Origin of the sequence: Gilliamella sp. M0364, assembly GCF_016100565.1 — a bacterium.
Classification (GTDB): domain Bacteria; phylum Pseudomonadota; class Gammaproteobacteria; order Enterobacterales; family Orbaceae; genus Gilliamella; species Gilliamella apis.
Genome location: NZ_JACFSF010000001.1, coordinates 225,700 through 249,723, shown reverse-complemented (window position 1 = coordinate 249,723; position 24,024 = coordinate 225,700). Strand labels below are relative to the sequence as shown.

The window sequence follows — 24,024 nt, the reverse complement described above, 5'->3', positions numbered from 1 at the left end:
ATTTTTTAATGCATCATTCACGCTATGAATATACTCAAGCTATGATGGGAACAACGGTATCATTAATGCTTTTTGAGCCTAATGAAACCGTTGTACAACATGTTTTTAATACCATTAATCAGCTTGAAAATAAATTAACGGTTAATAGACCGGTATCGGAAGTTATGTCAATCAATAATGCGGCAGGAAAACATCCGGTTAGAATTAGTCATGCCGTTTATTCGCTTATTGAGCAAGCTTGGAAAATCAGTTTAATGCCAAATAGTTGCTTTAATGTTGCTATTGGCCCATTAGTTAAACTTTGGAAGATCGGTTTTTCTGGACATCAGGTCCCCAATCCTGAGCAAATTGTTGAAAAGAGATCTTTGATCGATCCTAATGATATTAAATTAGATCCTAAATCTTGTTCGGTATTTTTAAAAAAAGCAGACATGGAGATTGATTTAGGTGCAATAGCCAAAGGTTATATTGCCGATGTGATTAAACTTGTTTTGCAACAGCACAAAGTTTATCAGGCCATAATAAACTTAGGAGGTAATGTGCTAACTATAGGCGATTCACCCATTGATGCTGAAGGTTATTGGCATATTGGGTTAAAAAAACCCTTTTCCTCAATCGAAAATGAGTTAGTCGGTCTTATTAAAGTAAAAAATAAATCCGTAGTTACATCAGGAATTTACGAACGTTACTTTATTGAAAAACAACATGTTTATCATCATATTTTGGATTCTAAAACGGGTTATCCTTTAGATAATGAATTAGAAAGTATAACCATTATTTCGGATACATCCCTTGAGGGAGATATTTATTCAACAATCTTATATGGATTTGGTACTGAAAAGACTAAACAATTATTGAAAAATCAGCAAAATTTATCTGCTATATTTTTATTGAAGGATAAAACAATAAAGATAGTCAATCCTGATAATTTTGCTTTTCAACTGCTCGACCAAGAATATCAAATAAGCTAGATATTGCGAATAAAATAAAGATTTTACAAATTATATCATTTCATTATCAATTTGATTAAATTGATATTTAATTTAAAAGGAAATATTATGAGTACAGTAAAAAAACCGCCAGTTAAATGGCTTCCTCTTATTATTATTGCAGGAATATCGGCAATATTATGGCTTTTTATATCTCCACCAGAAGGTATTAGTGTAGAAGGGTGGCGAACAAGTATTATATTTGTGGCAACTATCGCCTGTATTGTTGCAGAAATCATGCCTATAGGCGCAATTGGATTATTAGCTATTACGGTATTTGCTGTTCTTAGACCATCAGGAGCGACAACCGCTGCCGAATCAGTCAAAATATCATTAAGTGAATTAAACAGTAGTTTAATTTGGTTGATTGTTATCGCGTTTATGATTGCTAGAGGGTTTATTAAAACTGGTTTAAGTAAACGTATTGCTTATTTTTTAGTTAAAATTTTAGGTAAAAATACCTTAGGTTTAGCTTATGGACTATCAGTCACCGATGTTGCTTTAGCGCCGGCAATTCCAAGTACTACGGCTCGAGCTGGTGGGGTAATCTATCCAATAGCTGAAGCATTGGCTATCAACTTTAATTCAAATCCTAAAGATGAATCAAGAAATCGTATTGGTACTTTTTTAATGCTAACCATAAGTCATGTTAACGACATTACTTCGGCAATGTTTTTAACAGCTTTTACTGGTAATTTATTAGCGGCAAAATTAGTGACTTCATCACTTGGTATCACTTTGGGTTGGGGACAATGGTTTATTGCTGCAATTGTTCCTTGTTTAGTGTCATTTGTTGTTATTCCTTTAGTTATTTATTTTTTAACTAATCCAGAATTGAAAAAAACACCTGAAGCACCAAAATTAGCTGCTGAAGAACTTAAGAAAATGGGTTCAATTACCTTAAAAGAAATCATTATGGGTTCTACAGTCGTTTTATTATTAGCGCTTTGGATTTTTGGTAAAAATATTGGTATCGATTCAACTACAACCGCATTTATTGGTTTAACTATTTTAATTTTAACTGGTGTATTAAGTTGGGATGATATCAAAGGTGAAAAAGCGGCATGGGATACATTAATCTGGTTTGCTGCTTTGTTAATGATGGCTGGTCAAGTTAATAAACTTGGTGTAACTAAATGGTTAGGTGATACCATTGGTGTAGCAGTAAAAGGCCATTTAGGTGATAGCAGTTGGATTTTTGTTATCATTATTTTATGCGTAGCTTATGTTTATTTACACTATTTCTTTGCCAGTGGTAATGCACATATTGCGGCACTGTTCCCCGTGTTCTTATCGGTTGCTATTGCCTTAGGAGTACCGCAATTAATTGCTATTTTTGCTTTAGTCATTTGTACCAATTATTTTGGTTCTCTTACTCAGTTTGCAAATGCTCGAAATCCATTATTATTTGCTGAAGGATTTGTACCGGTAAAAACTTGGTGGAAAGTAGGCTTTATTTGTAGTGTAGTTAATCTAATTATTGTTTTCACTGTTGGTATTTTATGGTGGAAGATTATTGGATTAGGTTAAAACATCTATAATTTACTATTATCGACAAATAAAAACCCCCAGTAATTGGTTGTCCAACTATTGGGGGTCACTTCAAAATGGCGTTTTTTTACCTTAATAAAGTAAAATCTTATAAAGTTTCAATTGATAATTTCCAGTTATTTACCGATTTCCAATATTTTTTCTCTTGTTCCAAATCTAATAGAATCAACCTATTATTTTCAACAAACAGCTTATCTATCGCCAGTGTCATTTTGGTAGATTTTTCTTGCGACAAAATTAACTTAAAAGCATTGAGATCTAGATCGGGACTACGTTGATTGTTTATGAGTATCGATAATCTGAGAATTTGTAACATGGCAATAATATGTTTAAATTCGAACAGGCTAAAATAAGGAAATTCTTCTATATTAATCGATTTTCGATGGTAACGAACCAACGTTGATAATAATAATTGCTGTTCTTCATTAAACCCCGGTAAATTACTATTTTTTAGAATATAACTAGAGTGTTTATGGATCGAAGAAAAGTTAATTTTTAACCCCACCTCATGCAATTGTGCTGCCCAATATAAAATGGATTCAACACTTGGTGGTATGATCATTAAAGATTGCGCTTTCCATTGAGAAAAAAGGTATTTTGCCGTTTTCACAATTTGTTTAGCATGGCGTTCATCAATATTATAGTGCTGCGATAGCGATTCAGCTGTTGTTTGTCTGATATCTCGGTAGTTCGGCCCATCAATAAGTTCGTAAAGAACACCTTCACGTAAAGCACTTGGACTAAATTGTAATTCTTCTAAACCTAATGCATTAAAGACGCCACTGAAGATAGCTAGCCCACTAACAAAAACATTTTTTCTTTCCTCGGATAGAGAAGGAAAATCAATTTCATGAAAATAATTAAATTCTAATACATAACTGATTAAATCATCCAAACGTTTAGGGGTAATAATTCCGTCGCTAACCCCAATATCGAGTAAAATTTTATAAATGCTTTTAATGGTACCGGATGTACCGAAAGCAGCACTAATATTTTGTTTTTTTATTAGATTGATTAAATTTTCAATTTGTTGCTCGGCAGCTAATTTTGCTTGTTGAAATGATTGATAATCAATTTTCTTTTGCGGAAAAAACTGTTTAGTGTAAGTGACACATCCCATTGGTCTGCTAGCTACGAGTATTGGTTTTAGATTATTACCTTTACCAATGGCAATTTCAGTAGAGCCACCACCAATATCAACCACGAATTTGCTATCGTTTTCATTGGTGGACTCTGCTGTCATTGTACCGAGATAAATAAGTCTGGCTTCTTCTTGACCAGAAATGATTTCAATAGGGTATGGTAATACTTTAGCTGCTTCGTTTAAAAATTTAAGTCTATTTTTCGCAATTCGTAAAGTATAAGTAGCGATAATTCTTACATTTTCGGCTGGAAATCCATTTAATCGTTCTGCAAATAACGCTAAACATTCAATACCGCGATTAATACTTGATTCACTTAATTCATTATTTTCATTTAATCCAGTAGCAAGATGAATATTCTTTTTATGTTTATATATGATTTGTCTAGCTCCATCGATATTGCGAGCGATGATCATATGAAAACTATTAGAGCCTAAATCGACGACAGCATATTCATTAAATTTATTCACGTTAAAACCCTTATACCGATGATTCCATGTGTTTTAAATAGTCATAAATGGCATGTTGTGCTCTTATTTTTTTCTTATTGCCTCGTTGTACATAATTATTCATATTATCTTTATCGATGATTCTTGCTTTGACATTATCATTGCATTGCAAGTTAAAGATGTCATGTATAGTAGATTTTAAAACTGGATCAAAAATTTTAACACCTACTTCAATTCGATTATCTAAGTTACGAGGCATCCAGTCTGCTGATGAAATATAAGTGTCTTTTTTACCATCGTTTTCAAAAATATATACCCGAGCGTGCTCTAAATATTGATCGACAATACTCGTTACATAGATGTTTTCACTTAAATTAGGGATTTGAGGAACTAACACACAAGTCCCCCTAACAATCATTCTAATATTTACACCTGCACATGAAGCTCGATAAAGTTGGTCAATCATCTCTTTATCGGTGATCGCATTCAATTTTAAATAAATACCAGAAGGTTTTCCTGCTTTGGCATTATTAATTTCACGTTCAATAAACTCATAAAAACGTTGACGAGTATTTTGTGGAGAGACCAGTAAGTGATTAAATGAAACAGGTTTAAATGGATTTTCAATGAAATTAAATACTTTAATAACTTCATCGGTAATGGCTGGATCAGAAGTTAATAGTGAAAAATCAGTGTAGACTCGTGCTGTTTTTTCATTAAAGTTACCTGAGCCAATATGTGCATAGCGGACAATTCTATCTTCTTCTCGTCGATCAATTAAAAACAATTTAGCATGGATCTTGAGTTTTGGTTGTGAATAGATAACTTTAATACCACTACGAATTAATCTTTTTGCCCATTTTATATTTGCTTCTTCATCAAAGCGAGCCTGTAGTTCAACCACCACTGTAACTTTTTTACCATTATTGGCGGCATTAATTGCTGCGTGTATAAATCGGGAATCTTTCGCCACCCGATAAATATTCATGCGAATATGGGTCACAGCTGGATCGAAAGAGGCTTGACGCATGATCTCAAGTACATGACCAAATGAATAATAAGGATAGTAGAGCAATACATCTCGATCCTTAATAGTCGCAAAAGCATTCCTAAATTTTTTGAATCGATTATAAGCAAGGCTAGGTAAACGTTTATTAAGTAAATTTTTAACCCCTAAATCAGGAAAGTTAACTAAATCTTTAAAATTAGGATAACGTCCGCCTGGCATTGCATCTTGTTCTGTTAATTTTAATTTATTAATCAATAATTCAAATAATGCTTTAGGCATATCTTTTTGATAGGTAAAGCGTACCGGTTGTGCGGTTAAACGTTGTTTTAATCCTTGTGACATTAATTCTAGTAAACTATCTAGTTCACTATTTAATTCATATTCCGCATCACGATTAATATTGATTGAATAAGCATTTAATTCAACAGCATCAAAAAAGACTTTAAAAATATCGTCTAAACAGTAACGTAAAATATTATCTAAAAAGATAATTGATTTGTTTTTGGTTGAAACTTCCGATGGTAATAAAACAAAACGAGGAGCATTGTCGGTAGGCAGCTCCAATAAGGCATAACTAATATTGTCTTTACAAATAATTTCCACTGCCAAATAAGCATGATCATCTTTGAGAAATTGGATCAATTCAGTATGGCTATCAAGAAGAATAGGGGTGATATATTGTCTTAGATTTTGCTTATAGTAATTTTTTATCCAATTTTCTTGATAACTAGTAAGTTGCCTCTCATTTATTAGAAAAATCTGGTTTCTAGCCATTTCTAATAATAGTTCGTTATAGAGCTGATCAAATTGTAATTCAAGTTGAATAACTTTTTGGTTAACTTGTCTTAATAAATGTTTCGCATTTGAGGTGGATTGAGATTGTTCTTGCTCAATAAGAACATATTTTTTTAAGTTTGCAAATTGAACTTTATAAAATTCGTCTAGATTACTGGAGTAAATACCTAAAAAACGGATTCGTTCTATAAGAGGATTACTTTCATCAGCCGCCTCTTGTAGTACACGTTGATTAAAGGATAACCAACTGAGTTCTTTGGGTAAATATACTTTTTCTATAATCATGTCTTATTTGGTCCAGTCCACAAATTGAATATCTAACAGCATAACGCATGTTAAAAAAAAAGCTAGCACATCGCTAGCTTTTTATTATTCATTTAAATAATTTTAAAATGATTAGATACGGTGTACCGAAGTTGTATTAGTAGTACCACTTGGAACCAATGCACCTGATACCATAACAATCGTATCACCTTGTTTAACATTACAAACTTTAACTGCCATTTCTTTACCTAAACGGTAGAAATCGTCTGTTGAATTAATTGCATCAATCAAAATAGGTTCAACACCTTTAGATAATGCTAATTGATTAACAGTTTTTTGGCTTGAAGATAATGCTAAAATACGAGCTGTCGGGAAGTAATGACGAAGTTCACGAGCAGATTTACCACTACGAGTAGCAACAACAATTAATGGCACATTTAAACGTTCAGCAATTTCAACTGCACCACAACAAACTGCAGCAGTAATACGTAATGTTTCTTCTTTGGTTGTTAACTCAAGTTTAGCAGGAATAGTACCATCAGTACGTTTACAAATAGTAGCCATCACATTTACTGCTTCAAATGGATATTTACCTTTAGCACTTTCACCTGATAACATAACTGCGTCAGTTCCATCAATGATTGCATTAGCAACGTCACCAGCTTCAGCACGAGTAGGGCGAGGGTTTTTAATCATTGAGTCTAACATTTGTGTTGCAGTAATAACTGGTTTTGACGCCTTATTACATTTTTTGATCATCATTTTTTGAGCAAAAATAACTTCTTCAACAGCGATTTCCACACCTAAGTCACCGCGAGCCACCATGATACCGTCAGAAGCTTCTAAAATTTCATCAAAATTATCTAAACCTTCTTGGTTTTCAATTTTAGAAATAATTTTGATTTCTTCACCACCGTGAGCTTTAAGATGAGCACGGATATCTTCAACGTCAGAACGTTTACGGATAAAAGATGCAGCAATAAAGTCAACACCTTGCTCACAACCGAAAATTAAATCATTTTTATCTTTTTCAGCAAGTGCAGGTAATTTAATAGAAACACCTGGTAAGTTAATACCTTTATTTTCACCTAAATCACCATTATTTAGTACTTTACAGACAACTTCGTTACCGTTGATTTCGACAACGTCCATAGCGATTAAACCATCATCAACCAAAACACGATTGCCAGGTTTAAGATCTTGAGCAAAACCTTTATAAGTAACCGCAACACGTTCTGAATTACCAACTACGGTTTCATCGGTAGTAAAAGTGAAAGTTTGACCAGCAACAAGTGATACATCATTACCACCTTCTAACTTAATAGTACGGATTTCTGGACCTTTAGTATCCAACATAATTGCCGCTTTTAAGCCAGTTTCTTGCATTACTTCACGTAAATTTTTGATTCGATTACCGTGTTCTTCATAATCACCATGAGAGAAGTTTAAACGCATTACATTCATGCCTGCATTTAATAATTTGGTTAACATCTCTTTTGATTCTGATTTTGGTCCTATAGTACAAACGATTTTTGTCTTTTTCATAATATTATCACTACTTGTTAAGGTTAATGTTTAAATTTCATATAAACTGGGTATATGTCTAAATGCAAAGTATTTACATTGGATTGAAAGGGATATAAGAAGGATCGAGCAACTGAAAAATAGTTACTTAATTTTATTTCAGTGTCTGAAAAATTGACTATTTTCATTAAAATTTAGATCCTCAAAAAATTGGCTTCATTATAGACTTAACTCTATTTTAAATAAAGTTTTTTATCACTAAATCTGTTTTAAGTTTATCCAATTAGTATAAGATAACAAATTGGATAATAACGATAGATTTTATAAAAATTTTGAGGAAAGGGGTTTTTTAGTTACATATAATCTTTTAATTGAAAGATAAGTGTGTCTTGGTTATTTTTTAGTACTAATTTAGTGCCAATTAATTGAATATTTGCCCCATCAATAATCAGTTTTTTAATCACATTATCGAGTAAATCTAATTGTTTGTTCTGACATTTATTGTTGGTCATATTAATTATCTGGCCTTTGATCATATTATTTTCAAGTTTAACTTGAGCTAAAAATTCACTACAGATTTTTCCAATCATAATCATATTTTCGCCAAATTCTAAATCAACATTTTTGAAAATAGGTAAACTCAAACCATTATTTTCCATCAGAATATAATGGTGATGCATAAGATCCTGTTCATTAATGCTATTTGAAAAAGCGCATCCAGTTGAGTTAAATATTAGCGAAGCAGATAATAATAGTAATAGTGATTTCTTCATTTAATCTCCTATAAATAAGGAATATTTGCTATAATTTATAACAATTATAATTGTGAATAATATACTCAACGCCTTATGGTATCTCAACAATTAAACAAATTGTCGTCAATGACTTTCTTAGATCAACTGAAAATAAGAAAGCTTATTAATAAAAAACAAAATATTGCTGAAATCGAATCAGCAATAAATTTAGCTATTGAACATTATAATATTCGATTACAATCTTTACCTAATCATATTGATTTTCCTAGTAATTTACCTGTAGTTGAAAAAAAACAGGCTATTTATGAAGCAATTAAACATCATCAAGTAGTCATCATTGCTGGCGAAACAGGCTCAGGTAAGACCACACAAATTCCCAAAATATGTCTAAAATTAGGGCTAGGTGTTAAAGGCTATATTGGTCATACTCAACCTAGAAGATTAGCCGCTCGTTCGGTAGCTAACCGTATTGCTGAAGAATTAAAGACGCATATAGGGCAATTAGTCGGCTATAAAGTTAGATTTTCAGACCATGTAAGTGATAGTACATTGGTTAAATTGATGACTGATGGAATTTTATTAGCAGAAATTCAACAAGATAAGCTCTTACTGCAATATGATACTATCATTATTGATGAGGCCCATGAACGTAGTTTAAATATAGATTTTATTTTAGGATATTTAAAACAACTATTACCTAAGCGTCCTGATTTAAAAGTTATTATTACTTCGGCAACAATAGATGTTGAACGTTTCTCTAATCATTTCAATCATGCTCCGATAATTGAAGTATCTGGCAGAACCTATCCGGTTGAAGTTAGGTATCGGCCAGTGATTTTTAGTGAGGATTCTGAAAGTGATAAAAACAGTGATTTTCAACCGATCATTAATGCTATTGATGAGCTTTCATTGGAAAGTGCTGGTGATATACTCATTTTTCTAACGGGAGAACGTGAAATACGAGATCTTGCTGATACATTAAGAAAATTAGAATTGAAACATACTGAAATTCTACCTTTATACGCAAGACTATCGGCATCAGAACAAAATCGCATTTTCCAACAGCATAATGGACGACGGATTGTATTAGCAACTAATGTTGCTGAAACGTCGTTAACTGTTCCAGGCATTAAATATGTTATTGACCCTGGTTTAGCCAGAATTAGTCGTTATAGCTATCGTACTAAAGTACAACGATTACCAATTGAACCAATTTCTCAAGCATCGGCAAATCAAAGAAAAGGGCGTTGTGGTAGAACATCGGACGGTATTTGTATTCGGCTTTATGATGAACAAGATTTTTTATCAAGACCTGAATTTACAGAACCAGAAATATTACGAACAAATTTAGCTTCAGTTATATTACAAATGACATCATTAGGATTAGGTGATATTGCTGCTTTTCCGTTTGTGGAATCACCTGATTCTAGGTATATTCGTGATGGTATACGACTATTAGAAGAACTTGGAGCTATTTATACTAAACATCATCATTATCACTTAACTGATATAGGTCGAATTTTATCTCAGTTGCCTATAGATCCTCGATTAGCGAGAATGTTAGTTGAAGCAAGGCAATTAGGTTGTATAAAAGAAGTGATGATTATTACAGCAGCATTATCAATACAAGATCCTAGAGAACGTCCATTTGATAAACAGCAAGCTTCTGATGAAAAACATCGACGATTTGCCGATAAAGAATCAGACTTTATCTCTTTTATTAATTTATGGAATTATATTGCCAGTCAACAAGCAGAATTATCGGGTAATCAATTTAGACGCTTATGTCAAAAAGAATACCTCAATTATCTGCGTATTCGTGAATGGCAAGATGTTTATACGCAAATTAGGCAAACAGTTAAACAACTAGCATTTCCGATTAATAGTCAATTAGCGGATTATCGTTCATTACACATTGCACTATTAAGTGGTTTATTATCGCATGTTGGGATGAAAGAAATCGAAAAACATGAATATATTGGTGCTCGTAATATTAAATTTGCTATTTTCCCTAATTCAGCGATTTTTAAAAATCAACCAAAATGGTGTATAGCTAGTGAATTGGTTGAAACCAGCCGATTGTGGGGTAGAACTGCAGCCAAAATTGAAGCTGAGTGGATCGAACCAATAGCTAAACATTTAGTTAAATACAGTTACAGTGAGCCGAGATGGTCTAAAAAACAAGGAACAACCATTGCTAATGAAAAAGTCACTTTATATGGATTACCTATTGTTGCTAGTCGCACAGTTAATTACAGTAAAATTGATCCAATATTAAGTCGTTCTTTATTTATTCGCCATGCGTTAGTGGAAGGTGATTGGCAAACTAACCACAGTTTTTATAAGCAAAATCAAAAATTAATCAATGAAGTTGAGGATCTTGAACATAAGTCTCGACGTCAAGATATTTTGATTGATGATGATGACCTATATAATTTTTATGACCAACGAATAGATAAATCAGTAATTTCTGCAAAGCATTTTGATACATGGTGGAAAATAAAACAAAAAGTTGATCCAGAATTTCTTAATGTTGAAAAAAATATGTTGATCAAACCGTCAGCACAACCGGTGAAAGTGAATGATTATCCAGATTTTTGGTATCAAGACAACTTAAAGCTACCTTTAAGTTATCAGTTTGACCTTGGTAATGAACGTGACGGCGTCACAATCACTATTCCACTAAATATCCTTAATCAGATAAAAAATAGTGGTTTTGATTGGCAAGTTCCTGGTTTTCGCTATGATTTAATTATCTCATTAATCAAGTCATTACCTAAATCATTACGTAAAAGTTTGGTACCGGCACCTAACTATGCTGAAGCCTTTTTGAGTAGAGTCAATTCTACAGCATCGCCGTTACTTGAAACGTTACAAAATGAATTTAGAAAAATGACCGGTACTAGGATTGAGTCAACAGATTGGCAACTTGATCAAGTACCTAGTTACTTAAAGATGAATTTCAGTATTGTTGATCATAATCGCGAAATTGCTTTCGGCAAAGATTTAGTTAAACTTCAAGAACAACTTAAAACAGAAGTTCAACAAGCTTTATCATCCTTAACCCAGAAAAAATCGATTAAAATAGAAAAGAATAATATTACAGATTGGGATTTTGGTTCTTTACCTGCAATCTATGAAGAAAAACAAAAAAATTACACAATTAAAGCTTATCCAGCGATTATTGATAATCAACATTCAGTTAGTATTAAACTTGTTGATTCTTTGGAAGAACAAAAGCGATTAAGCAAGTTAGGTATTCGACGATTATTAATCCTCAATATTCCATCACCGATAAAATATTTACATGAGAAACTGCCAAACAAATCTAAGCTAGGTTTATATTTCAATTCGTTTGGAACAGTACTCAATCTTATTGATGATTGCATTGCTTGTGGCGTTGATCATTTAATAGAAAAAAACAACCAAATTATTGATAATCAACAACAATATCAACAACTTCTAACTTACACTAAAAGCCATATCAATGAAACTGTTGTTGATATTGCTAAACAAGTAGAATCAATATTAACGTTACACTTTAATATTAATAAAAAATTAAAAGGTCGAGTAGATCTATCCCTTGCTTTTGCTTTATCTGATATCAAACAGCAAGTCAGTGAATTAGTCTATAAAGGATTTGTTGCACAAACCGGTTATGACAAACTTCCTGATATTTATCGCTATTTATTTGCGATTGAAAAACGCTTAGAGAAGCTTGGTTCGAATATGGCTAAAGATAGACAAGCAATGAATATAATAGAAGAAGTTAAGAATGAATATCAAACTTGGCTAAATAGTTTGCCAGAAAATCAAAAATCATTAAGCAAAGTGACTAACATTAAATGGATGATTGAAGAACTAAGAGTTAATCTTTTTGCACAACAATTAGGAACACCTTATCCAATTTCAGCAAAACGCATAAGACAACAAATAGAGACTGTATCGACAGAGTTACAATTTTAGAATCTATAATCTGATAAGTTATGAGAATAAAAAGAAGGGCGCTTAGGCGCCCATTTTTGATTATCGATAAAGATCAACAAATACCGTAATATTTGGGCCTTTAGTATCATGTGCTACACGAGCAATATGATAATATTTTGCGCCAGCTTCAATCGCACGTTTACCTGCTTGATAAGAAATTTCTTGATCAGTGACATAATAGCCTCTAAATTTCAATGTATCAAAAGCAACCATTTTAGCTGCTGTAGCATCATTCAGTTCTTGAATTTTTCTTCCATCAGGCAATGTTACGGTGTAACGAGTCACTCTTTGTGGTTCTGTAGCAACAGTACTTGTTGTTTCAGTATTTGATGATGTTGCAACTTTACCTGTAGTCGTTGTGGTAGTCGTTTTATCTATAACTTTATTATTAAATTTATCAGCATAATATTTTTCATTAAACGCTGAAGGAGAATAATAACCAGGTTTTTCAACCTGCATTGCAGCATCGCCACCTTTAGCTAAAGCTAATTGACCCGCTTCAGAATCATAAGGAATAGCATCTTCAGGTTGTAATTTTCGTTCTGGTGCATCTTTTTTGAATAAATAAGCTGCAATTTGTAAATTACTACCTATTTCTGAACGTGAATCAATATAGAACCCATAAGCCCCTTTAGCTGAAGCTTCTTTAGCAATTGCTTGATTAATGTCATAATCGGTTGGGAAGTAACCACGAATACGAACAATATTAAATGGTTCTAAACGAATAGCTTTTGATTTTGGATACTCATAAACCCCTTCAAACTTACGTAAACTTTCCGCTTGTTCTACAGCTTTAGGTGCATCTGATTTATACAATTTAGCATAAACAATTCGTAAAGTATCATTAGATGGACTAATATTGGTAGTAGTAATATAGAAAGAAGCCGCACCTTCATTATCAGCAGCTTTAGACATAGCCATAAGGTAATCGCTATCGGTATAAAAAGCACCTCTAATAGTAATGCTCTTGTAAGATTGCATGCTATTAGCTTGTTCTTCAGTTAACTGCTGGGCAGCGAATGAAGAACAGGGGATAAGTGCAATAGTTGCTGCAATAAATGTTTTCTTTAAACTTGTCATATAAAAAACCTTACAGTAAATTTTAATTAATTTAGTACAGATAAATTTAGTTACATATTTCTATTAAAGCTTCTAAATTATTAATATATATGTATTTCCCTTTAGCTGTTAAAATATTTTGTTCTTGTAATTTTGATAAATTCCGGCTAACGGTTTCAATCGTCAAGCCTAAGTAATTGGCTATATCAGCACGACTCATTGCCAGTTTGATATTTAAAGAAGTATGTCCTCTTTGTTGATATCTAAGATAAAGAGAATAGATAAAAGTAGCAAGACGTTCATCAGATTTTTTTTGCGAATAACAGAGAATTAATTTTTGATAATTATATATATCTGTACTTAATAATTTAAATATCAGATCACGAACATCTTTGTTACTGTCAATTAATGACATTAATTCATCATAGTAAAGTTCACAAAGCGAAGTATTTCCTAATGCTTGAATATTGCTATTATATACCTTAGTTGAAATGGAATCTAAACCAACGATATCCCCAGGTAAATAAAATCCATTAATTTGTTCTGTTTTTTCTGGAGTAGTGACAAACGTCTTTAATGCACCAGAATGAACAATATAAAACTTTTTAAATGGAGTTTTTGATTTAACAACTATTTCATCTTTTAAATATGATTTTTGCCGTTCTAAAACATTACTTAGTGAATTATTAAGTAACATAGGGATACACAATCCACCAATACTACATAATTCACAAGGAACTGAATAACTATTGCTACGCAATGTTTTATAAATAGTGTGCATATAAACCTAAATAGAATCGTTAAAGATTTTAATTGCTAAGATTACCATATTTTATGATAAAACAAAAACTAACTATATAGTTTATATTTTATTATTCAATAAATAGAAAAGAAATAAAAAATTATTATTAAATAATTAAATTACCACTTTTTGGTAATTTGTTTTTACTTTTTAACTTATTAAAATCCTCATTTTACCGAGTAATAAAGAGATAAACGGGGATAGATTATAATATCTATTATTTAACATAATATACATTATGCGCACTGATACGTTTTATAAGAGGCGACCTAAATAATGATACTAACAGCAAAATCTTAGTAGTATTTTATTCCTGCTCGATTCAAAAAACCAATATTTAAACTCTTTAAATTTCACTTACGATTATCGAATTTAATTTATAAAATTTCGATTTCATGGAACATCTGAAATTAAAATCAAATGTTATATTGAATTGCTATCGCATTCGATGAACTATTATTATTAATTATAAAATAGTTTTATTATATAGAGTTTAAGCGCTATAAATTAAAAATTAGATCATCAAGAGGAAAAAATATACGCAATCCATATAATGATTAGAGATAATACATATAATCTATTAAAAATTTGGCAATTCAATTAAAAAAAACAATGTTATACAATTATTAATTGTACATTTTTTGATTTTTAGCCAACGTTGTCAGCTGAAGGTATAAAAATATGATGTAAATTTATTAGATTATTTTATCAATAAAACCTTTAGAATAAAGCTCAGCTTTTACTAAATCAATTAAGCTTGAATAAACCAAATTGCCAATTTTATTATTACTGAATAAGTTATCAGTCTGTAATAATAAAAGTAATAATAAACGCCTAAGCGCTTTCAATTCGATATTAGTCATATAAATCTTATTTTCAACTATTAGCTAATGAAATTGAATAAAATCCATAATATTTATCACAATAAGAATTGATTCAAGTCAAATATTGCTTATTCTATAATACGTTAATAAATATAATCTTAATAATCAATACAAGATCGTTAGTTGAGTGCTACTATAATTATTTTTGTTATTAATAAATTATTATTTTGGAAGTTATTAGAGTAGTAATGTAATCGCCCTTTCCTTTTGAGATAATTTTATTATAAATCAGATATTTAAAGTTAGAATAATGTATATTATGTTAAATATAATATATTATTGCGAACTTAATTCTTCTTTTAAGAAGCACTAAGTTATTGACTAAATTTCGATTCAATGACTGTAATTATTTGTTGGTTAGTAAAATCAATTCACTTCCTAGTAATGGCATTTTTAAAATGTGATTTTTGATTTTACCCCAAACTTGCATTTCACAGGCTTTACAATTAAATTTAAGTATTAATTCTTCATTATTATTTTGTATTAATTTCATTGGTGTTACTTTTGTTTTCACACCTTGAATACCTTTAGCCTGTTTAGGACACAAATTAAACGCAAATCTCAAACAGTGTTTAGTAATCATTAATGGCGCATCATCTTTAACTTCATGTGCTTCAAAAGCACTTTCTATTAGTTTAACGCCATGCTGAGTATAAAATTCTCTAGCTTTATGATTATAAATATTTGCTAAAAAACTTAGCTGCTCTTCTGGATAAATTGGCACAGGTTCCGTTTGTGGTTTACGTAACTTTCTTTGGTAATGAGTTAGCCGTTCCAATGTTAACTTATCAATAATATCTCTTCGTAATTGATTTAATTGGCTACTTGGAATAAAAAATATCTCGGTTAAATTAACCGCTAAATCAGTAAGGTAATATATCGTTTGGCCCAGTTTTGATAAGCTATCTCTTATGTTTTTGAGCGCTTTATCAGATTGTTCAGCTAATTCAAACTCACCTTTTAAAGCAATTTTTACACTACAGCCCTCTTCACTTGTTGCTATCAATTGAACAACATTTGATTGATTTATCAATTTAAACGCTATACCAATTCGACGACTACTTGATTCTTTTAATAAAACTTGTTGCCAATTATGATCTAGGTTACGGTTAATTTGATAAGGTAATTTTAAGGAATGAAATACCTTAGGTAATTCATTAGGAAACACTCGATAATGATTATTAGCAACTTTTTCAACTTTATCAGCTCTGAATCCTACGATTTCACGCTTTACCAAGACGTTTAATCCATCACCATTCGTTAAAACTTTTTCAGATTTAATATCAATTGTTTGGTTAGTAACTTTCGTCATCTCACCGATAGGTAAGCCAATAAATTTAGGTGAATCAAAAGCGCCAATATTGGCTTGTCTACCCCGAACAAAATAATCAGTAGCACCTCGATGAAATGTTCTATTGGGATCTGGAGTGAATGAATGTTGAGTTCTACCACTTGATGCACTTGCAAAATCATCCGATTTTTCTAAAATTTCATCGAGTTTTTTACGATAAAATGCCGTTATATTTTTTACATAGCTTAAATCTTTATAACGTCCTTCTATTTTAAATGACCTAACTCCAGCTTGTATCAATTCGATTAAGTTTTCAGATTGATTATTATCTTTCATTGATAAAAGATGTTTTTCATAAGCAACAACACGGCCTTGATCATCCTTTAATGTGAATGGTAAACGGCATGCTTGCGAACAATCACCTCGATTTGCACTTCTGCCCGTTTGAGCATGAGAAATATAACATTGGCCTGAAAATGCAACACATAAAGCCCCATGAATAAAAAATTCAATATTGGCATCTATTTGTTGATGAATATTCGCTATTTCAGTTAAGTTTAATTCTCGAGCTAGAACTATTTGCGAAAAACCAACATCTGAAAGGAATTTAGCTTTTTCCGGGGTTCGAATATCCATTTGCGTGCTAGCATGTAAATCTATCGGCGGAATATCCATGGCTAATATGCCCATATCTTGAACAATTAAAGCATCAACTCCAGCATCATATAATTGCCAGATCAATTGTCGAGCTATCTCAAGTTCATTATCGTGCAAAATAGTATTTAATGTGACAAAAACTTTGGCATAAAAACGATGGGCAAACTCAACTAATTCGGCTATATCACTGACTGAATTACCGGCATTATGACGGGCACCAAAATGCGGACCTCCAATATAAACTGCATCAGCCCCATGTAAGATTGCTTGTTTGGCAATGTCTATGTTTTTCGCAGGACTAAGTAATTCAAGTTTATTATTGTTGGTTTGCAGGTACATATTAAATCTCTAGGAATATTATCGATTGATAAAATAAATGGCAAATATTATTACTATTTGCCATTAAGGTTTTATTTGTTTATTAAGCCAATATTTAAAGTTTTATTAACCAATAATTGATTGATTTCTTAAAGCTTCAATTCGTTTTTCTAAAGGTGGATGTGATAAGAATAGTTGGGAAAATTTGGCTTTCTTCTCACCATTAATGCAAAAAGCTAAAATTGACGCTTCTTCATTTGGTTCATGGCTTACTTTTAGTTTTTCTAATGCAGCAATCATTTTAGCAGAACCTACCAATTTTGCAGAACCTGCATCGGCATGAAATTCGCGGTAACGCGAGAACCACATCGCAACCATACTTGCTAAGATTCCAAAGATAGTTTCAAATATCATTGCTATCACGTAATAGGCTATATCAGCTAATGCTTCACTACGATCTTCTATTACTTTAGCAAACATTGACGCTATAATTCGCGAAATAAAGATAACAAACGTATTTAATACACCTTGTAGGAGTGCCATAGTCACCATATCACCATTTGCTACATGACTCATTTCATGACCAATTACCGCTTCTGCTTCATCTTGGGTCATTGCCGCTAATAATCCGGTACTTACCGCAACTAAAGAACTGTTTTTAGTCGCTCCTGTTGCAAAAGCATTAATATCATCTGCTTCATAAATTGCTACTGCAGGCATCTTTAATTTAAGTTGATCTGATTGGCGACGTACGACATCAAGTAACCACTGTTCTTGAGCATTACGAGCCTCTTTTATCACTTGACCACCAACAGAACGTAGTGCCATTCTTTTAGACAAAAGAAGTGATATAAATGAACCACTAAAACCAAAAAGAGCTGCAAAAATAAGTAGTCCTAAGGTACTCTGGGCATTGACCCCTAAAATACTCAGAATTATACCAAATACAAACATAACCGCTAAGTTAGTTAGAAGAAACAATCCAACTCGCATCATATACAAATTCCTCATTACTTTGCTTAATTTAAATAATTTCATTTAAGAAAATGAATAAAATTTGATATATGATCGCAAAAATGCTGTATTCCTACAACCTATTTAGTTACAAAATTAAAAAAAGAAAAATCAATTGATTAATAAACAAACAACGACAAGCTTAATAATTTTTTATTTTTGAGAGAAAATGTTTTGGAGGAGACCCTATCAGCCACATCCCACACACATATTTTTTACTTTGGCTGCTTCCTTCCGGACCTGACCTGATGAGCAAAAAAATGTTGCAAGAGGACCCATAGAGCCTCCATAGAGGAGGTGTATTATGCTTGATTCAGCAATTAATTACAATGATTTTTTAACAAAAAAGTAAACAACCTTTTTGTTGTAATAACAACAAAAAGGCTATTACTTACAAAACAATTTTTAAAAAATTTAATTATAAAGTTAAATTTTTCTCAATTCGTTCTCTAAATTTAATACCTGGTCTAAATGTGACAACTCGTCGAGCTGAGATATCTACACTCTCACCAGTTTTAGGATTACGACCTGGACGTGAATTTTTATCACGAACAGCAAAATTGCCGAATCCAGAAAGTTTAACTGGCTCACCTTTTTCTAAAGCAACGCGAATTTCTTCAAAAAAAAGTTCAACAAGGACTTTAGCTTCTTGACGATCGATATCAAATTTATCGGCAAGACGATCTGCAATATCAGCTTTAGTTAATGTCATAATTATCATTCTCTTAATAGGGCATTGAAACGATTCTGTAAAGCAATAACACAATTGCTTACAATGTTTGTTATATCTTCTTCTTCCAGTGTACGTGATTTGTCTTGTAAAATCAAACTGATAGCAAGGCTTTTTTGATTATTGTCAATTTTATCACCTTGATAAACATCAAACAAGTTAACTTTTACAAGTTGCTCACCACCAGCACGCTTACACTCAGAGATAATATCCGCTGCTGGAATTGTATTCGATACTACGACAGCTATATCACGTTTATTTGATGGATATTTTGATAACTCATGAGCAACAGGAACTTTTTTATCATTAATTTTAGCTAAATTTATTTCAAAAACAAGCGTTTTACTATTTAAAGATAATTTTTTTTCAATTTCAGGGTGTAAAACACCAAAATTGCCGATAACTTCGCCATTCAACAAGATTGCAGCACTTTGCCCAGGATGTAATGCATCAAGTTCCGAACGTTTATATTCAATATTATCAAAACAGCCTAAAAGAATAAATAACTGTTCTAAATCCCCTTTTACATCATAAAAATCGATATTTTGTTTAGGTAATGTCCAATGTTCTTCATATAAACTTCCAGTAACAACACCAGATAACATTAATTCTTGGCGAACACCAAACTCACAGCTTTCATCTGGTATAAATCGTAATCCAGTCTCAAATAATCGCATGCGAGATTGTTGGCGATTTTGGTTGTATAACACTGCATCTAATAAGCCAGACCATAAAGACAAACGCATAACCGACATTTCACTCGAAATTGGGTTTGGTAATGTAATTTGTGGTTGTTGTGGATGTAATGTTTGCTGAATTTTAGGGTCAACAAAACTATAAGTTACGGCTTCTTGATAGCCTTTGTCCACTAGTAGATTTTTTACTCTAGATAAAGAAATTTTATTTTCCGGTTTTGGTTTCATCACCGATTCAATTTTCATATTCACATTAGGAATATTGTTATAGCCATAAATCCGTGCGACTTCTTCAACTAGATCTTCTTCAAGTTGTAAATCAAATCGCCAGCTAGGTGATTTAACCGTCCAACTATCATCATTATAGGCAACTTCACAACCTAATCTTACTAGAATATCGGTAATCTTTTGAGTTTCGATATGATAACCAATAATGCGATCAATTCTGTTTCGACGTAATTCAATTGTTGCTTGAACTGGAAGCTCATTTTCATTCACAACTTCAGTAATAGGCCCTACTTCACCGCCACAGATTTCAACAATCAATTGAGTTGCTCTTTCGATTGCAGCTGATTGTAAATAAGGATCAACACCTCTTTCATAGCGATGAGAAGCTTCAGTATGTAAACCATATTCACGTGCTTTACCAGTTATAGCTAATGGAGAAAAGAACGCTGATTCAAGAAAAATATCTTTCGTTGATGCAGTTACACCTGATTTTTCACCACCCATAATACCGGCGATTGCTAATGCTTTTTGCTGATCAGCTATGACTAATGTTTTTTCATCAAGCTTAACCTCATTACCATTGAGTAAGACAAGCTTTTCATCTTTATTGGCATAACGCACAACAATGCCTTTGTCAATCTCAGCTAAGTCAAAAGCGTGCATTGGATGACCGAGTTCTAATAAAACATAGTTAGTAACATCGACAATGGCATCAACAGAACGAATACCACCTCTACGTAACTTCTCTTTCATCCATAGCGGAGTTGAAGCGTCTACTTTAACATTTTTGATAATACGACCTAAATAACGAGGGGCTGCTTTAGCCACATCAACCTGAATAGGTAAAGTATCATTTATTGTATGAGTGATATTTTCAACTTTTAGTTCTTTCATTGGGATATTGTTTACAGCAGAAATATCTCTCGCGACACCAATAATACCAAAACAGTCGGCACGATTTGGTGTAACGCTAATATCAATCATTACATCATCTAAATTTAAATATTGTCGTATATCTTGTCCTAAAGGGGCGTCCTCTGGTAATTCAATAATTCCATTATGGTCGTCAGAAATGCCTAACTCAGAATAAGAACACAACATCCCTTCCGATGGTTCACCGCGAAGTTTTGCTGCTTTGATTTTAAAATCACCAGGTAATACAGCGCCAATTGTGGCACAAGCTACGGTTAAACCTTGACGACAATTAGGTGCACCGCAAACAATATCCAATAATTCAGGTTTACCAATATCTACTTTGGTTACTCGTAATTTGTCAGCATTAGGATGTTGTTTACATTCAACAACTTTACCCACGACTACACCGGTAAAATCACCAGCAACTTTTTCAATATCATCTACTTCTAAACCAGCCATAGTTAACTGATCTGATAATTTATCGCTACTTATTTCTGGATTGATCCATTCACGTAGCCAACTTTCACTAAATTTCATGTTTTGATCTCCAGAACTAATTAAATTGCTTTAAAAAACGTAAATCATTTTCAAAGAAAGAACGTAAATCTGTGACACCGTAACGTAACATGGTTAATCTTTCGATTCCCATTCCAAATGCAAAACCACAATACTCTTCAGGATCAATACCTACGTTACGTAACACATTTGGATGAACCATACCACAGCCTAACACTTCTAACCATTTCCCATTTTTAGCTTTAATATCAACTTCTGCTGAAGGTTCGGTAAATGGAAAATATGCAGGTCTAAATCTTATTTCCATATTATCTTCAAAGAAGCAGTGAAGGAAATCATGTAACAAGCCTTTCAAATGCGTAAAACTGATATCTTTATCTACTAATAACCCTTCCATTTGATGGAACATCGGGGTATGAGTTTGATCATAATCGTTACGGTAAGTTCTGCCTGGAGCAATAATTCGAATTGGTGGTTTTTGATTTTCCATGGTTCGAATTTGAACCGTTGAAGTTTGGGTTCGTAATAAACGTTTTGCATCAAACCAAAATGTATCATGATCAGCACGAGCAGGATGATGTGCAGGAATATTTAAAGCATCGAAGTTATGATAATCATCTTCTATTTCGGGTCCTGTTTCAACAGCAAAGCCTAATTCCCCAAAAAACTCAACCAAACGGTTAATCGTTTTAGTTACAGGATGCAATCCACCTAATTCAAGTGATTTACCAGGAAGAGTAATATCAATGGTTTCATTTGCTAATTTTGCATTAAGAGCCTGACGCTCTAAAAAGTGACGTTTTTGATTTAATAACTCAACAACTTCTTGCTTTGCATCATTAATCTTCTGACCTACAGCTGGCCGTTGATCAGCTGGAACATCACGTAAAGACGCCATTTGCATGGTAAAATAGCCCTTTTTACCAAAATATTCCACTCGAATCTGTTCGATAGTATTAATATCATTAGCACTTTCAATAGCGGATTTGGCATTGCTTACCAGTTCAACTAATTGAGACATACAGTTCTCCTGCTTATTGTTTATTACATAAAAAAAGCCTCTCCTGAGGCTTTTATAATTATTTTTCGTTTCTCATTTGCCTCACAAACGAATAAGCTTATCGAAGCTAAAAAAGAAACGAAAAACAACTAAATTCATAATCAATCAACTCTTAAATATCGTTAAAACAATAAAAGCCGAGATAACCCGGCTCTTATAAAGCTATTAAAGTGCAGCTTTTGCTTTTTCAACTAATGCAGCGAATGCATTTTTATCGAATACTGCGATATCAGCAAGGATCTTACGATCGATTTCAATTGAAGCTTTCTTTAAACCATTAATGAAACGGCTATAAGATAAACCACATTGACGAGCCGCAGCATTGATACGTACAATCCATAATTGACGGAATTGACGTTTACGTTGACGACGGTCACGGTAAGCATATTGTCCAGCTTTAATTACTGCTTGGAAAGCAACACGATATACACGTGAACGAGCACCATAATACCCTTTTGCTTGTTTTAAAATTTTCTTGTGACGTGCACGAGCAATAACACCACGTTTAACACGAGCCATAAACTATATCCTCTAAATAATTAATCAATATTTAAGCGTATGGAACACACGCCACTACTAAACCTAAATCGCCTTTTGACACAGTAGTCAAACCACGTAAATGACGTTTACGTTTAGTTGATTTTTTAGTTAGGATATGGCTCTTGTTAGCTTGTTTATGCTTAAAGCCACCAGAAGCTGTTTTTTTAAAGCGCTTTGCTGCGCCTCTTACAGTTTTAATTTTAGGCATTTTATAATTCCTACTTCGCATTGTTAATAAAAATAAAATAATGGTGTAATTTTTAGAAAACTAAAGATTAACTTGCAAAACCATTACTTCTTCTTGGGCGCTAACACCATAATCATTTGACGACCTTCAATCTTAGTTGGATAAGATTCAATGATAGCCAAATCAGCCAAGTCTTCTTTAATGCGATCAAGCATTTCAGTACCTAACTGTTGGTGAGCCATTTCACGTCCACGAAAACGCAACGTAACTTTAGCTTTATCGCCATCTTCAAGAAAGCGTATCAGGCTGCGGAGTTTTACCTGATAGTCGCCTTCGTCTGTACCAGGTCGGAATTTAATTTCCTTAACCTGAACAACCTTTTGCTTCTTCTTCTGTTCTTTTGTTGCTTTACTCTTTTCATAGAGGAACTTGCCATAATCCATAATTCGACAAACAGGTGGCTCTGCATTAGGACTTATTTCAACTAAATCTAACGTTGCTTCTTCAGCTTGTTTTAAAGCTTCGTCTAAGCTAACAATGCCGAGCTGTTCACCATCGACGCCGGTTAACCTCACCTCGCGAGCAGTAATCTCATCATTGATTTTGTGCGCGCGTGTTGACTGAATTCGTTTACTGACTTTAATATCTCATTCCTCCAAATTA

At 32.6% G+C, this 24,024-nt stretch carries 17 protein-coding genes and 1 other RNA gene; 3 read left to right on the top strand and 15 right to left on the bottom strand.

The features are described 5' to 3' along the window. Positions 1-8 precede the first annotated feature (8 nt). Together H3U96_RS01140 and H3U96_RS01135 are read left to right on the top strand one after the other, a co-directional pair. A complete protein-coding gene (locus H3U96_RS01140) occupies positions 9-971 on the top strand; it encodes an FAD:protein FMN transferase (protein WP_198195313.1) in 963 nt (320 codons plus the stop codon). An 87-nt stretch (positions 972-1,058) separates the two neighbouring features. Beyond that, entirely contained in the window at positions 1,059-2,519 is a 1,461-nt protein-coding gene (locus tag H3U96_RS01135) for a DASS family sodium-coupled anion symporter (RefSeq protein ID WP_198195312.1), read from the top strand. Between the two features lie 109 nt (positions 2,520-2,628). On the opposite strand, the gene H3U96_RS01130 is transcribed toward H3U96_RS01135, so the two are convergent. The 4 genes from H3U96_RS01130 to H3U96_RS01115 all read right to left on the bottom strand — a co-directional run bounded on the left by H3U96_RS01130 (position 2,629) and on the right by H3U96_RS01115 (position 8,496). Continuing rightward, positions 2,629-4,152 carry an exopolyphosphatase gene (locus H3U96_RS01130; RefSeq protein ID WP_065651119.1) on the bottom strand — a complete coding sequence of 508 codons (1,524 nt, stop codon included), beginning with the start codon at positions 4,150-4,152 and terminating at the stop codon, positions 2,629-2,631. Positions 4,153-4,162: 10 nt separating this feature from the next. Then, a complete protein-coding gene (ppk1, locus tag H3U96_RS01125; RefSeq protein ID WP_086361194.1) occupies positions 4,163-6,220 on the bottom strand; it encodes a polyphosphate kinase 1 in 2,058 nt (685 codons plus the stop codon). A gap of 111 nt (positions 6,221-6,331) precedes the next feature. After that, positions 6,332-7,744: a pyruvate kinase PykF gene (gene pykF, locus H3U96_RS01120; protein ID WP_034902737.1), complete on the bottom strand. Its 1,413-nt coding sequence runs from the start codon at positions 7,742-7,744 to the stop codon at positions 6,332-6,334. Positions 7,745-8,076: 332 nt separating this feature from the next. After that, positions 8,077-8,496 carry an META domain-containing protein gene (locus H3U96_RS01115; RefSeq protein WP_086357190.1) on the bottom strand — a complete coding sequence of 140 codons (420 nt, stop codon included), beginning with the start codon at positions 8,494-8,496 and terminating at the stop codon, positions 8,077-8,079. Positions 8,497-8,604: 108 nt separating this feature from the next. Here H3U96_RS01115 and hrpA point away from each other — a divergent pair, with 108 nt between their 5' ends. Beyond that, positions 8,605-12,444 (top strand): ATP-dependent RNA helicase HrpA, encoded by a 3,840-nt coding sequence (hrpA, locus tag H3U96_RS01110; RefSeq protein ID WP_370545622.1) that lies wholly within the window; start codon positions 8,605-8,607, stop codon positions 12,442-12,444. A gap of 60 nt (positions 12,445-12,504) precedes the next feature. Here the strand turns inward: hrpA and H3U96_RS01105 are convergent, their stop codons facing one another. From H3U96_RS01105 to infC, 11 genes are all read right to left on the bottom strand, one after another. Then, complete coding sequence (locus H3U96_RS01105) at positions 12,505-13,545, bottom strand: YdgH/BhsA/McbA-like domain containing protein (RefSeq protein WP_034902728.1); 1,041 nt, start codon at positions 13,543-13,545, stop codon at positions 12,505-12,507. A 46-nt stretch (positions 13,546-13,591) separates the two neighbouring features. Then, complete coding sequence (locus tag H3U96_RS01100) at positions 13,592-14,305, bottom strand: helix-turn-helix domain-containing protein (RefSeq protein ID WP_034902725.1); 714 nt, start codon at positions 14,303-14,305, stop codon at positions 13,592-13,594. A gap of 1,251 nt (positions 14,306-15,556) precedes the next feature. After that, positions 15,557-17,491: a U32 family peptidase gene (locus H3U96_RS01095; RefSeq protein WP_198195646.1), complete on the bottom strand. Its 1,935-nt coding sequence runs from the start codon at positions 17,489-17,491 to the stop codon at positions 15,557-15,559. 111 nt (positions 17,492-17,602) lie between these two features. After that, positions 17,603-18,472 (bottom strand): protease HtpX, encoded by an 870-nt coding sequence (gene htpX, locus H3U96_RS01090; RefSeq protein WP_198195310.1) that lies wholly within the window; start codon positions 18,470-18,472, stop codon positions 17,603-17,605. A gap of 202 nt (positions 18,473-18,674) precedes the next feature. Further along, positions 18,675-18,770, bottom strand: an RNA gene (gene ffs / locus H3U96_RS01085) — signal recognition particle sRNA small type. A gap of 138 nt (positions 18,771-18,908) precedes the next feature. After that, positions 18,909-19,202 (bottom strand): integration host factor subunit alpha, encoded by a 294-nt coding sequence (locus H3U96_RS01080; RefSeq protein WP_034882129.1) that lies wholly within the window; start codon positions 19,200-19,202, stop codon positions 18,909-18,911. Between the two features lie 5 nt (positions 19,203-19,207). Beyond that, positions 19,208-21,595 carry a phenylalanine--tRNA ligase subunit beta gene (pheT, locus tag H3U96_RS01075; protein ID WP_198195309.1) on the bottom strand — a complete coding sequence of 796 codons (2,388 nt, stop codon included), beginning with the start codon at positions 21,593-21,595 and terminating at the stop codon, positions 19,208-19,210. A gap of 16 nt (positions 21,596-21,611) precedes the next feature. Continuing rightward, complete coding sequence (gene pheS / locus H3U96_RS01070; RefSeq protein ID WP_065578753.1) at positions 21,612-22,595, bottom strand: phenylalanine--tRNA ligase subunit alpha; 984 nt, start codon at positions 22,593-22,595, stop codon at positions 21,612-21,614. Positions 22,596-22,799: 204 nt separating this feature from the next. Then, positions 22,800-23,153: a 50S ribosomal protein L20 gene (gene rplT, locus H3U96_RS01065; protein ID WP_024496189.1), complete on the bottom strand. Its 354-nt coding sequence runs from the start codon at positions 23,151-23,153 to the stop codon at positions 22,800-22,802. Positions 23,154-23,184: 31 nt separating this feature from the next. After that, positions 23,185-23,382 carry a 50S ribosomal protein L35 gene (gene rpmI / locus H3U96_RS01060; RefSeq protein ID WP_034882133.1) on the bottom strand — a complete coding sequence of 66 codons (198 nt, stop codon included), beginning with the start codon at positions 23,380-23,382 and terminating at the stop codon, positions 23,185-23,187. 83 nt (positions 23,383-23,465) lie between these two features. Further along, positions 23,466-24,005, bottom strand: coding sequence for a translation initiation factor IF-3 (infC, locus tag H3U96_RS01055; RefSeq protein WP_065612958.1), 540 nt, complete (start codon positions 24,003-24,005; stop codon positions 23,466-23,468). Positions 24,006-24,024 lie beyond the last annotated feature (19 nt).